The sequence below is a fragment of the Aporhodopirellula rubra genome (assembly GCF_014192335.1).
GTDB lineage: Bacteria > Planctomycetota > Planctomycetia > Pirellulales > Pirellulaceae > Rhodopirellula > Rhodopirellula rubra.
The window spans coordinates 222,881-236,474 of the sequence record NZ_JACHXU010000015.1 but is presented as its reverse complement, the minus strand read 5'-3'; the positions used below and the strand labels follow the sequence as shown (position 1 = coordinate 236,474).

Sequence of the window (13,594 nt, the reverse complement as noted above, 5' to 3'; positions counted from 1 at the left end):
GCGGCTTGGGATCTGATCGACATCCTCACTCCAACGGCTCGGCGAAGCTACTGTGTCAGCCGCTTGGAGCAGATTGGCAAATGCGTCGTTGGCAAACGTCCAGGGCGTTTTGAACCGCGAGTGCGAAAGAAACGAGGCAGCAATTACAACCTGATGATGCAACCCCGCGAGGTCCTACGAGCAAGACTCGCTGCTGGAGACAACTTGTTTGAAACAAAGTAGATATGTCAATGACTGTGCCATTCGTGGGTGGCACCGATTGGGGAGCTGGTGGCACCGATTGGGGAGCACTGCCGTTCTTCGGACAGCGAACAGAAATTTGACCGTCCCGATTACGAAACTAATGGACGAGAGTTGTCACTGAGCTGAAACTTGCTTCAAACGGGCTACGGAAATCCAGTAGCTCGTGAGTCAAGAAGATCTGGTCGATCCTCCTCATGCAATGAATCGTTTTGATCGATGAAGAATCAGCTTCAAGACATCAAACGGTCATTCAGAATTGGCCAATACGCTCGATCATTTTGGTTTTCAGCTTGCAGCTATTGGCGGCAACCGACGAGGCATTGACTACCTGCTTGATCTTCGTTTCGCTCGCCCATCGACATCGGTGCTGCACGCGAGTCAGTTCGTATTTAATTTTTCATTGTGACAGCGAGGGAAAGGTGAGTTCACCGTCGATGTCGGATGTGGGAGGCGGGTTCTTGGGTGACGGGAGTTGGTCGTCGGTGTCGAGGTAGTCTTTTAAGGTTGGGTTCGACGAGGGAGAGGCGTATTGGTCGGGTTCGACTAAGTCGTTGGGACGTAGGGGGTCGTTGGCTAGTCGCATCCATCCGACGCTGCCGGGCGGGATCATGGTGTTGACGACGCTCGACATTGGTTGTGCGCTGACGAGAGGTGGGTTTGAGGAGGCTCGATTGCAACCGGAACATCGAGAGCACGTGCGACTGGCTCGCCAGAACATCAGTTCGTCCATGCAGGATCGTGACGAGACAAAGATGCGGTCTCCTGGTTGTAGTTGGTAGTTCGATGAGGTGTTACCGAGTTGCACGATCTCGCGATAGCAAACAGGTAGAGTCACGCGGCAATCACACGGATCGGTGGGACGGGCGAGCAAGATTTTGCATGGATTCGAACTGCTGGTGAGACCACCTGCGGTCACGATTGCATCAAGAACGGTTTCATATCCTGAAAGAGGATAAGAGCCGGGGGCGTTGACCTCGCCGAGAACGTAGTAGCGATGCACGGGTTCCAGCATTCGAACATTGATGGCGATCGCATCGCAGTCATCGGGCAGCGTTGCCGATTCGATGGCGTCGCGGTCTTCCTCGCTCGCAAACTCTTTACATGACTGACGTTGTTGCCGCAACTGATATGCAATCTGCTGCTCGATTAACGACTCGGCTTGTTCAAGACTCTGCCCCGCGACGACGACACGACCGTACGGACCGAGGTCAACGGTTCCGTCAGCCAGCACAATTTGGTCGGCCGGTAAACGTAAGTCACGTTCGAGGTTGACCGGTTCGATTAACAGCGCATCGCCGGGTTCGAGCGCGTGCGGTGGTAGCACCGACTTCGCGTTCTCACGTGGCATGCCGCGTGGGATGCGAGACGCGTCCAGAACGGCTTCGGCTTCCCGCGTTAGCATCGAGTTCGAGGGGTACAACGAGAGACCCAAGGTGCTGCATCCACCTGCCAGCAGACACGCTGCCACGAGACCTAGGATGCAAACCATTCGATAATTGAAGTATTGAACGTCTTTATCCGTGCAAGTCATTGTATCACCTGTTCCCGTGAAATCGCTTCCATGAGAACAATCGGCTCAATGCGTTCGGCGAGCGTTGGTCAATCGGTTGGCGTCATGCAACGAATAGAACCGTCACAATCGGACCTCGATGAGGCCATCGTTGATCTATTTGCCGTCAAGACTGTCGATGGTTCCGGCGGTGATGCCAGTCAGGATCAAACGTTGCCCCTCACGTAAGAGAAACCTCGCAGCTTCCTCGCGAAACGTTTGCACGGGTTGGACGCGTACGATCGGGTCTTGAAGCGTGCCGATCACGTTGACGACCAGAGTGCGATCTCGCAGGAGTTCTGACACATCAAGGATCGCGGATGCGGGCAGCAATGATCTCAGTGCGTACTGTTGTGCTAATTGCGTAAAGTTTGCCGCGATGTCGCGGTAGTCTCCCGTGGCAATTAGGGCATTGAGATTCATTCTACCGCTACGGATGTAGACTCTACCGTCGGCCTGAACGAGTGCGTTGTCCGAACCGACCCAAAATTCATCAAACGTGACCGCCCCAGCACCGATCACTCCTTTGGCCTCACCGACGTCGAAACGTTGATTTACCAACGAAACGGGTCCGAGAAAGCGTGAGACGCCGAGGAGTCCAGGTATTGCCGCTCCTCGAGTTTGACCGAGTGCAAAGCGAAAGCGACCGGTCAGGTCATCGATGCTTTCGATCGCGTTTCCGTTTAGCGTTAAGTCGCCGGTAATCTCACCTTTGGCGACTGAAGTCGATTGTCCGAGTTGTTGAGTTAAGCGAACAAAATCGACACGTCTTGTGTGCCAACGACTCTCTAAATCTACTCCCCGTCCGCCACGACGAGTCGACGCGAGAGAGAGTTCTCCGTCGACTTGCCCACCACCTTGGCTCGATCGAACCGAAGGAAAGCGGAGCTGCCAACTCTGACGTGTCACGTTCGCGTCGGCTGCCAAGCCACTGTGTGCGTTTCCGAGCGGGAGTCCGTATAAAACCAAATCACGACCGTCGGCATTTCCACGAACGCGAATCGAATCGTGATAGCCTGAAATGGTCGCTGAGAGAGACGCACGTCCTTGGAAATCGTTCGCGACATCGCCTAGAAACCAGAGTCCTTTCGCGAGGTTGATCCGGCTTGCCGAAGCATGCAGGTCTGCTCGCGGACGCATGGTGCGTTTTTCGTCAAACAGGTACACGCGTCCTCTCACGCGAGCATCGCCGTCGGCATAATCACCCACTAGCGAAACGATTTCGAATGCATTCTTGCGTAGTCGTCCCTCGAGACGCATCGAACGAGAAAGGAGACGCGATCGATGGCTGACTCGCGAGAGGGTTAGTCGGATCTCTGCCGACGGGAGTTGCCAGCCCGGCCCAGAATTCAGGTGCCAATCGTTGACCGTCAGGTGACCCGATGCCAGTCCGGTCAGGTCAATCCGTGAGCCCGTTGCGACTTCGTACAATCGGTGCAAGGACACGTTGTTAAATTCAAATTTGGATGTGGCCAGATGCGTTGGCAGATCGGACCATCGATCGTTTGCTTGCATGTTCGCGGTTGTTTGGACCGCGACAGTGCCGTCGAACAATTTGCCTTTGACGCTCAGTGAGATATCGCCGGATTGGACTGAAGCGGAGCCATGTAGGTTGCCAATCACGGCTTCCCCGATTGTCGCGTTCGATAGAGAAAACTCAAACTGTCCTTGGTGAGTGCTTGGTTGGTCAACTGAGGCGAGCGGCACTTGCCAATCGACATTTCCGTCGAAAGCCGCCGACATCGAAACTCGCCGTCCGGCAATGGGGAGTTCGATGCGTGGTTGAATATTGACGATGTCGAAATTCGCCAGCATGGTGCCTGATTCAGAAAACGGCATTGTCGCGGAACCTGACAAGCGCCCGTCGAAGATTGTGGCGTCGATCTGTTCGATCTTCAGCGTTTCATCGCTGATTGAATAGCGTGATTTCAGTTCACCGATTCGAAACGACTTTGGTAAGTCGGCAGTATCACGAATGGGTACGATATTGAATTCTCTTGACGTCAACTCGACGTGATGTTCGATCGTTCCCAGGTCCACGCCGGCAATCGATAGTTGGGGAGAAGCGAGCGAGCCTCGGACATTCCAACTTGATTGCTCAAGGTTTTCGTGCAATCGCCCGCTGCCGGTTACTCGGAAGTCGAGTTTGCCGCGGACGAGTGCGCCACTGTTGTCTTTGTTTTGGTTTGCAAACAGGCCGGCGACTGTCCCGACAGGGATATCATCACCAAGTAATTCGATCTCAAAATCGCCATTGGTGGAGAGGGGCACGTTTGCATTGCCGAACAAACGAACCCGTTGATCTGATCGATTGTTTGCACGAGCGTCCAGCGAGAAATTTTCGACAAGCAGTTTCGTGTCTTCGATGCGGACGCGACGTGCATCAAAATCTGCAGGTGGAAGGTTGGCGACGCGGAGCCCACGACCACTTAGCGTTCCATCGAGCTGATAAGTCGTGATGTCGCTGACGGTTTTCAGTGGCACGCGAAAGTTCACATTGCCTGAAAACGATCCATCGCTGGGCAGAGTGTTATTCGATTGGCCGAGATACTTTGCGAGCAGATCGGCCAGCGGGGCGATTGCCAAATCAGTGACGGTGATTTCTGCGGTGACATCCTCTCGCGGCACTAAACCCAATGTCGCTTTGCCTTTGACAGAGCCGGCGGATTGTTGCTGGCTGTCGCGGTCGACGACCATGGAGCTGAGATCTTCGAGCGTGGCAACTCCGTCGCGATATGTGACAATCGTCCGCAGATCTTTCATCAGCACGCCGTCGATCACGAGCGACGGGCTGGTTAGAGTTCCGTTAAAACGATAGGCCGCGCCGTCGCGCAGGGCGTTGATCGGAATGCCAACCTCGAAGTGAACCGAAACGGTGCCTTGCATTTCAAGACCGGTTTCGATGCCGATCTTTCCCAGTCGGTCGGCCATCTTGCCAATATCGATGTCGTCGAACGACCAGTTTGTCGTCCAGTATTTCGGCTGGGCCGGAACAGGTGGGGCTTGGTTTGGCTTCTGTTGTGCCAGCGAGACCGTAGGCAACAACACCAGCAAACATGTCAGGAGTAGGTAACGCACGGTCGGAGCGGTTCCTTCCGGGTGGCATATTGGCGTGAAAATGCATCGTCGCCTGCGGAACACGAGAACCCGAGACGTAGCCGCTGCGTGAAACTGAACCGTTCAGGCAAAGGCCGCGCCAATCGTACCGAATCATTGGCAACCGCCGCTAATCTGATTTCGTTCGTTCCAGAGCGATGGAATCGTTGTTAGCAGGGATCGTTATCGACGGGGGCGGTTGGTTTTGTTGGCCAGGCGATGACACAGATAACGAGCAAAGCGATACCGAGGCTGATGCCATTGAGGCTGGTGAAGACTCGGGTCATCGTTTCAGATAATTCGAAGCGATGAAGGAAGGTTCTCGTCGAAAGATAGTTCAACGGGGGCAACGCCATTAACGCGATCAGGGCCCATCGAGTTAGAAAATTGAGCCGTTGCCACGCGGTTAATCGCAGCCCGACAGCGCCTGCGATCGGGGCGGTCAGCAACAGCGAGTCGTAGGATTGGTGATAGAGACTTACTAACAGGCCGAGCATCAGGAGTGTGCCCGTCCACCCCGCGATGCCGTCATCGATGCCGTTTCGCATGCGTCGAAAGAGGACGAGCATCGGTGCTGCCAGCAGGCCGAACATGGCAAGCAGGTGTGGCAAATCGCCGGGGTCGTTGCCCGTCCATTTTGCAGCAATGGCGAACAGGTCCAAACGCGTCCAAGAAAACACGGGGGACTCGTCTTCCATCGAACGATGGACTTCTTGGGTGTCGACAATTTGACCGGCCAAGATGGAGATGCCTTCACTGAGGTTTCCGCCGCCTTCATGGTAGGCGATCCATCCAAGAGGAAGCACTGCCGCAGCAATGCTAAGAATCGCACCGATGATCAACGCTCGTACGTTGCCTCGAGCGAGCATTAAGAACCCAAGTGGGAGTATGTAGGTAGGTTTAGCGGAAACAATCATCAACATCCATCCCGACGAGATCGGTCGGCGATCAGCCCACGCGACGGCGAGGAAGGTCGCCAGGACGAGTTGGAAAGTGAAGTAACCGTTGAACAAAGTGATGTGGCCGCCACGGGTAAAAATCATTCCGGCGGCAATCATCAACGCGACATCCAACCGGTATCGAAAACCCGCCGCGTGCGCCGAAACTGCTGCGATGGCAAACAGCATCATGATCTGCAGCAGCATGTTGAGTGCTTCACCGAGATGCAGCGGCATCAACGCGAGCGGCGAATGCAGCAACAGGATTACGGGCGAAAAGAAAGGGATCTGGCGAGCGACCGGATACTTCGCTGCATACGCGTCGCTGTACGGGCTTTCGCCAGCCAGGACAGCTCGCGTCGGGAAGTAGATGCCGTTGTGGAAATCGCACAGACCTTGTTTATCCGGAGTGAAAGGACCAGGGACCTGATACTTTTTTACTGTCCGGAAAACCGTCCCGCCGATTCCGATCGTCAGCATCAACGCCGCCACGATCGCGAGCGTTCGGTTGCCGACATGCCATCGTTGGTGAGCAACGCCAGCCCGTTCGTCATCGCGGTCAGACATCACCTCGGAGGAGTCGGCTGCCGTGTTCGTTTCAGTAGCGATATCGGCAGCGGGCATGAAAGCGGACGGAGAGGCGAGCGGGAGCAGGTTTGGGGCGACATGAGAAAAGAGCGACGCACAAATTCGGCGTGAATTCGAAAGACGCGTCTAGTGTAATTCGCCGCCTGCAATGGCGTGTGAATGTTGCGAGCGAATTCAGGTTGCTCGGGAGCTTCCTGGCGGCAGCGAACTGCCATCGCCGCCGGCGAACGGTTTTGGCGATGGGCAGTTTGCAGTTGGTGAGAGGCTCGCGGGCCTAAGAAATTTCGACTAGGGATTCGCCCGTCATTTCCTTCGGTTTTTCGAGTCCCATCAGAGCCAACACGGTTGGTGCGATGTCGGCCAGCCGACCACCGGTGCGGAGGGTTTTGCCCTTCGAATCCGGATCGACCACGATCAACGGAACCGTGTAGGTCGTGTGTGCGGTGTGAGGGCCGCCCGTTTCCGGATCGATCATTTGTTCGCAGTTGCCGTGGTCTGCGGTCACGACCAAGCTGCCGCCGGCCGCTAAGGTTGCCTCGACGATTCGGCCGACGCAGTTGTCGACTTTCTCGACCGCTTTGATCGCTGCGGCGAGCACGCCGGTGTGTCCGACCATGTCACCGTTGGCGAAGTTGACGATGTACAGATCTTCGTCACCGGCTTCGAGGTGTTTGAGCACCTGTTCGGTAATTCCTTCGGCGGACATTTCCGGTTTTTGGTCGTATGTCGAAACGTCGCGTGGCGATTGCGCCATTCCCCAATCTTCGCCACCGAACGGATTATCACGGTAGTCGTTGAAGAAGAACGTAACGTGCGGATATTTTTCGGTTTCGGCGCAGCGGAATTGTTTCAGTCCTGCCGACGCGACAACTTCGCCGAGGATGTGTGGCATCTTCGGTGGTTTCTCGAAGATGACTTCGACGGGCAGGCCGGTCTCGTATCCGGTCATGGTCGCGAAGTACAAGTCTGAAAGTTTGCCGCCGCGATCAAATCCACCGCCCGGGATGTCCTTCCACGCGTCATCGTCAAACGTGAACGCTTTGGTGATTTCGCGAGTCCGGTCGCCGCGGTAGTTCATGAAGATCACCGCATCACCGGGAGCGATCACGATTGGTGACTTACCTTCATCGACCACGGAGGTAGCGACGATGAATTCATCGCCGGTACGGTTGGAATCGGTCGGATTGTCGTAATAGTCTTGGATCGCTTGGGACGCGGAGGCGGCGGTTCGTTCGGCGCCCTTGGTCAGCATGTCGTAGGCGGTTTGGACGCGTTCCCAACGGAGGTCACGGTCCATCGCGTAGAAGCGACCGATGACCGATGCGACCACGCCGACACCGGCTTCGGCACATTTGTCTTCGATGCTCTTAACAAAACCCAACCCGCCGTGAGGCGAGGTGTCTCGGCCGTCAGTGATCGCATGGATTGCCAATCGGTCGCCGGTCAGCCCGCTGCGTTTGGCCAGATCGATGATTGCCATCGCGTGTTGCAGGTCGCTGTGCACACGCCCGTCGGACATCAGTCCGAGCAAGTGAAGCCGACCGCCGGACTTTTCGATGTGTTTGACCGCGCCGGTGACGACGGGGTTGGAGAAGAATGACTCATCGCGGATCGCCCGGGTGATCCGCATCACTTCTTGGTCGACGATGCGTCCGGCGCCGATGTTTTGGTGGCCGACTTCGCTGTTGCCCATCACTCCGTCGGGCAACCCAACGTCTTCACCCGAAGTCGCGATCAGTACCGAGGGATATTCGGCGGTGAGTTTTTCATCGACGGGCGTGTTGGCGAGGTAAACGGCGTTGGAGTCGTTCCATTTCGGGTCTGGATTTTGGCCCCATCCATCACGAACGATCAGGACGACAGGGCGGCGGCGTAGTTGAGTCACGTCAGTACTCGAGTCAGCGGGTGAGGGTCAAAAGAGCGTATGAACGAGTAAGCGGCGGCTGCACCGACGACTCGCAGCCCACACCATATCGACCGTCAGGCGGCCCGCAATCCCAGGGTGACTCCTCGCCGCAGTGGCGTGTCCGTTGTGCCGCGTTGGTCGGACCCGGAACCGAGGCAGATTTGGAATCGGCTGTCGATCTTCTTGGGCTTAGACGAGGTCTTGTTTGCGTTTTTTCCGGCGACTGCCCGCACATTCACGGCACACGCCCTGGACGATCAGTCGGTGTCCGGTGACGCGAAAGCCGTGTTCAGCGGCAGCGGCATCGCGGGTTTCCACCAGCGATTCGCTGCGGAATTCGATCAATTTGCGACAGCGAGTGCAGTACAGATGGTCGTGTTGCGGGTAGCCGTAATCGAGTTCGTAGACCGTCCGTCCGTCGAGCTGAAAGCTGTTGAGCAGGCCCGCGTCGACGAATTCACGCAGCGATCGGTAGACGGTCGCCGAGCTGACATAGTCGGGTTCGCCCTTGCGGGGTAGTTTCTCGATCAATTCGTCAGCGTCGAAGTGCGCGTGTTGTGCGAAGATCGTCTCGACCAGGAATTTCCGGGGTTTCGTTTGACGTTGGCCGCGACTCTGCAGGTATTCTTCGAATCGTTCCTGAGGTGTCAGTGCGACTTCAAGACGTTCGAGGGATTCGGCGCTAGACATGAAACAGATAAACAGTTGGCGGATGGCTGACTGGTCCGAGAATTCGGCTTTCGGGCTCCCAGCATAGCAATTTGGGTAAGAATTGTCCTTAGCAAAGTGGGCGATCCGCCTGAGGCGAAAAATCGCGGCGGGCACTGCAGGTTCCCCCCGCGAGACGGACGCAGGCGAATTCCCGTTTCTGCATAAAGCGGAGTTGGAATGCAAAAAACGCGGTGTTTCTTTCAAAACACCGCGTTCGATAGATCGTTTCCCTCGGAAGGGTTAGTTACGACTCACAGGACTATTTGTCTGTGAAGTCGAGTTGCCACCAACCGTCGTCCCATTCCAAGCTGACCTTCCGCCATCCCAATGGGACTTGTGGGTAAGGATAGAACGGGCCGATGAATGGGAATGCCGAAGGACTGTACTGTTGTGGGTACGACAGAGCAGCGTAGTTCGGGTGAGCGGCGTAGCCTGGCCATGCGTAGTTAGGCAGGTTTGGTGAGTCGTATCGAGGAGCACCTGCTGGAGCAGCAGGGGCCATCGGGACGGGTTGGCCCATCATAGGGGCTCCACCGCCGACGACTTGACCGCCCATGGTTGGGCCATGGTTGACGATGCTGCCGGGGACGACCATTTCGCCGTTGATCATTTGCTGACCGCCGTACGATGCGGGGCGAGCAGGCACGCCGGCTTGCATGTGACGTGGCATCGGCTGCAATCCTTGAGCATGCTGCGGCATCGCAGGAGCCAGGGTTGGCATCGAGGTGCGATGGCCGACCTGACGAGCAGGAACGCCGCCGTTCGATGGAGCGGTCACTTCGATCATGTTACGGACGCCACGTGCTCCAGGAGCATGTTGGGCGACCATTTCGATGAATTCGCGTTGTTGGTTCGAAGCGGCTTTGCCCTCGAGTTCGATGACGCCGTTGTAGGCGTTGACGTCGACACCGAAGTTCTTCAAGTGACCTTCGGATTGAGCCCGACCGATCGCACGAACGACCGATGCGGTCAGTTGTTCGTCGTTGACCTGAGCCGGTGCCATTGGTTGCGGTTGAGCCTCAGCGTTGACCACGGGCTGTGGCAACGGAGTGGCGAGGTTGACCGCGTCGTCCTCGAATGCCGCTGCGGGAAGAACCGTGCCGGGCACGACTTCCTGAGCTGCAACTTCCTGAGCAGCAACTTTTGGTGCAGGTACGGTAACAGGTGCCGGGATATTGACCGGTGCTGGTACGGAAACTGGTGCGATGTTTTCGACCGGGTTGGTGACGGCCAGTTCGACGTTTGAAACGGTTTCAACCGGTTCGGCGGTGGCTTCGGCGATCATTTCCGCAGGCAGCGACATTGCCGGTGCCGGGCTGGCTTGTTTGTCTTCGGCGAGTGCTTCGGCGAAGTCAAAGCCATTTTCTTGGGCAGGTGCCGATTGCTCAGGAGCAATTGCGATCGCTGCCGTTTTTGGCTTGTAGATCTTGGCGGGCTTCGTGGTCACGACTTCAGTCGAGGCGACTTCGAGTTCGTCGACGATGTCACGGACGCCGTCGATTCCTTCCGATGTTGCCAACACGAGAGCACGTTGTTGGTCGCCCGAGACTTTGCCTCGGAACAGGACCACGCCCTCGTCGACTTTCATGTCGAGTGAAAAACCTTTTAAGTCACCAGCGTCACGGCTCACCTTGAGTCGTTCGATGATGGACTGCGCGATTTCTCGGTCGCCTCCAAATGCCTGAGCAGGGCCCAGGGTGGCAACGGCAGCCATCGCCAGTCCAAAATATTTGCGTCGCATTGAAATGCCTCCCTACGGCCCTATATGTGGTTGTCGCACTGCGATATTTCCTAGATGTACGCCAAACGGCGCGGCGGAATCGCTGTAATCGCCTGTTGAATCAAACGGTGCTATGGACTGTTTCGGTTGTGAGGGGGCACTAACGGCAGGTTTTTTCCGATTTTGTCGGTAAAACTACGCCGCGACCGATCAACCGGCAGAGAAGAAACGCGATCCCTGGCCGCCGGGGCCGATCGGGACACTCACCCGAGAACCGCACCGCGGGCAACTGCCTTTGTATTGAGTCCGTCCAGAATCACGGTAGATTCGTCCGTAAGTGCGGCAGCAGCGAAACTGAATGCCCAGGAACGGGCGGCTCTCGCGACCGGTGTGCGGATCGGGAGGCACCGGATCGCTCGAGGCGTCGAAAAATTCACCAGGTCGAGAATCGTTTCGTGAGTTCATGAGGCTCAGCCCTCGTCGTCGGTCGCGGCAACATCGTCCGCAGTAGCATCGGATTGGAGTTCTTCGATCGAAATCCGCAGTTGCTTGCGGGCCCGGTTGAGGCGGCTGCGAACCGTTCCGATCGACAACTCGAGGATCTCAGAGATTTCCTCGTAAGAAGCTTCGTTCATTTCCCGCAAGACCAGAATTCCACGATGTTGCTCGCTGAGCCGGCTCATCGCGGTTTGCACTAGGCTGACTTGGTCTTGGCGAATCATGCCAGCGTCAACGGCTTCGCCATGGTCGACGACATCGTTGCCGATATCTTCACGCTGTTGGTCGAGCGAAATTTTGGCTCGTTTGCGACGCTTTCGCGAGAGCGCGATGTTGAACGCGACGCGGTACAGCCAGGTAAAGAATTGGCTGTTTTGCTGGAACGTATTCAGTTTCAGGAATGCCCGAATGAAGGCTTCCTGCGTCACCTCTTCGGCATCATGGACCGAGCCGGTGACCTGGATCATGGCGTTATAAAGCCGGTCCTGATGCTCGAGAACCAACGACTCGAACGCCTGCTCTTCGCCTGCCAAGGCTCGGCGAATCAGTTCGACTTCGTCGCTCTCGGTCAATTCGTTGCTCGGAACCAAAGGTGGAGTTTTTCAATGGGACGCCGAAAACCGGCCGAGTGTTCATTCGGGAGCCCCCGAGTTTAACTCCTCGGGCGAATCGTCTGACGGAAAATCGGATTGGCCGAATTGTCGCGGTTCGCGAAGCCATAGCGGAATGAAAAGCGTGGCCAGTGCGAAGCCCAGTAAAACGCCACGAGGTGCCTGTTCACTCGGCCACCAACCCGAGAGAGCCAGCGATCGCCATAGCAAAATCTGCAACAGCAGAGCCACTGGCAAACACAGCGAAAATCGTCCCAGCGCGTCAGTGTCCGCGGACACAAATCCGGTCGATGATTGTGAAGAAGGTGACACGTGCGAGATTTCGGGCCCGGTGATCTCACTGTCTATTCCGGTATTCGTTGCAGTCGGAGTTTTATTAGTGGGTTTTGAGAAAAAGACTCCCACTCCGCACGCCAGAAGCGAGGCGAAAAGCAGAACACCGCTGGTCGCCTGCCAACCGATCAAGATCGAAACCACCGCGATTAGCAGCACCAAATCGAGCAGCCTCGACGTCTGATCACCTAACGGATCGAGCTTCAAATCCGCTCGAGGACAAAAGGCTCTCGCCAAAACCCGGGCATAGAAACCTGCGGCCACCAATGCCGTCAAAACTCGTACGAACGATTGGACCAATGTGGCCGGATCGAAGGGCCGACCGCCGGCGAACAGCCAATCCGAAGGAGGCCAACCGGCAGGAAGTTTGAGTTGCCACGGCACGACGGCCGCCGATGGGACCACCAGCATGCCTCCAATCAACCAAACGGCAGCGAACAGCACCAAACGTCCCGGAATGCGATTGCGGTCGTAGCGAATCAACGCCATCGCCCACATGATTCCCATCGCAACAAGGTGATAGAGAACGATGATGAGTTGTCCACCGTCGACCCACGGTGACGCCATCGCCAATTGAAAGCCGTACGACCGATAAGGCAAATTCCATGCGTAGATTTCGGCGGTTCCGATGGTCGCAAATGTGATGGCAACGGCTGCTTCGACGATCGGGTAGCGGGGCGAGATCGGCAATCGACAATCGCGACAACGGCCCCCCAACCACAGCCATCCGAACACGGGAACGTTATCTCGAGCGCGGAGTGTGTTGCGGCATCGCGGGCAAAAGGAATGCCCGTTCACGCTCAGCCCCTGTGGCATCCGCCAAACGACGACGTTCAAAAAACTGCCGACGCTGGCACCGCAGACCAGAAAGAAAGTGAACACAACCACGTCGTTGATCCGCGGTAGCAACGTTTGTCCAAACGACCCGTGCCAGTGTCCAGTCGTTCGCAGGTGTCCCGACGCGACCGCCCAGCCGGCGACGAGGACATACAACGCCGCGACCGCGATGTATCCGAGTAGCACTAAGAACGCGACCGATCGATAAGGACGACGCTGGCGGGACAATTTAGGAAGGTTCCCTCAAATCGGTTCAGGCAAGGACAGATGCTCGAGAGCAAACGTCCGGTGGCGAGCAGGCACGCGTGGACAGTTTTTGAAGCAGAGATCAACGACGAATAGAGAGGGCGTTTGATCGTTCATCCTCTCGACGCGCCGACGGCTCGTGCGAAGGCACTACTCTATCTGCTCAGTTGCCGGATTGCGATGAGGTCGCGTCACGCCGGTGTTCGATCAGGGCGGACGCGACTAACGGTTCTTGCGACGGCCGTTTCTCTTGCGACGGCCGTTACGCCCCGCGGGAGAGTTGTCGGGCGAGATCCGCCTGCCGCCAATCTCTCCGTC

General features: G+C 56.7%; 9 protein-coding genes and 1 pseudogene. 1 reads left to right on the top strand and 9 read right to left on the bottom strand.

Features of this window, described 5'->3' with window-relative positions; all coding sequences use genetic code 11:
* Positions 1-222 (top strand): annotated as a pseudogene (locus FHS27_RS30825) (hypothetical protein); the annotation flags it as partial.
* 418 nt (positions 223-640) lie between these two features.
* Here the strand turns inward: FHS27_RS30825 and FHS27_RS20015 are convergent.
* The 9 genes from FHS27_RS20015 to FHS27_RS31425 form a co-directional block, all read right to left on the bottom strand.
* Positions 641-1,774, bottom strand: a complete 1,134-nt coding sequence (locus tag FHS27_RS20015) for a polysaccharide biosynthesis/export family protein (RefSeq protein ID WP_246420308.1) — start codon at positions 1,772-1,774, stop codon at positions 641-643.
* Between the two features lie 135 nt (positions 1,775-1,909).
* Positions 1,910-4,870 (bottom strand): AsmA family protein, encoded by a 2,961-nt coding sequence (locus tag FHS27_RS20010; RefSeq protein ID WP_184306614.1) that lies wholly within the window; start codon positions 4,868-4,870, stop codon positions 1,910-1,912.
* A gap of 188 nt (positions 4,871-5,058) precedes the next feature.
* Positions 5,059-6,450 carry a glycosyltransferase family 87 protein gene (locus tag FHS27_RS20005; protein ID WP_246420306.1) on the bottom strand — a complete coding sequence of 464 codons (1,392 nt, stop codon included), beginning with the start codon at positions 6,448-6,450 and terminating at the stop codon, positions 5,059-5,061.
* Between the two features lie 238 nt (positions 6,451-6,688).
* Positions 6,689-8,299, bottom strand: coding sequence for a 2,3-bisphosphoglycerate-independent phosphoglycerate mutase (gene gpmI / locus FHS27_RS20000; RefSeq protein WP_184306613.1), 1,611 nt, complete (start codon positions 8,297-8,299; stop codon positions 6,689-6,691).
* Between the two features lie 210 nt (positions 8,300-8,509).
* Positions 8,510-9,010 (bottom strand): Fur family transcriptional regulator, encoded by a 501-nt coding sequence (locus FHS27_RS19995; RefSeq protein WP_044257398.1) that lies wholly within the window; start codon positions 9,008-9,010, stop codon positions 8,510-8,512.
* 280 nt (positions 9,011-9,290) lie between these two features.
* Positions 9,291-10,772, bottom strand: coding sequence for a BON domain-containing protein (locus FHS27_RS19990; RefSeq protein WP_184306612.1), 1,482 nt, complete (start codon positions 10,770-10,772; stop codon positions 9,291-9,293).
* 189 nt (positions 10,773-10,961) lie between these two features.
* On the bottom strand, positions 10,962-11,216 hold the full coding sequence (locus tag FHS27_RS19985) for a hypothetical protein (protein ID WP_184306611.1): 255 nt from the start codon (positions 11,214-11,216) through the stop codon (positions 10,962-10,964).
* Between the two features lie 5 nt (positions 11,217-11,221).
* Positions 11,222-11,839 (bottom strand): RNA polymerase sigma factor, encoded by a 618-nt coding sequence (locus FHS27_RS19980; protein ID WP_184306610.1) that lies wholly within the window; start codon positions 11,837-11,839, stop codon positions 11,222-11,224.
* Positions 11,840-11,881: 42 nt separating this feature from the next.
* Complete coding sequence (locus tag FHS27_RS31425; protein ID WP_184306609.1) at positions 11,882-13,258, bottom strand: A24 family peptidase; 1,377 nt, start codon at positions 13,256-13,258, stop codon at positions 11,882-11,884.
* Positions 13,259-13,594: the final 336 nt, after the last annotated feature.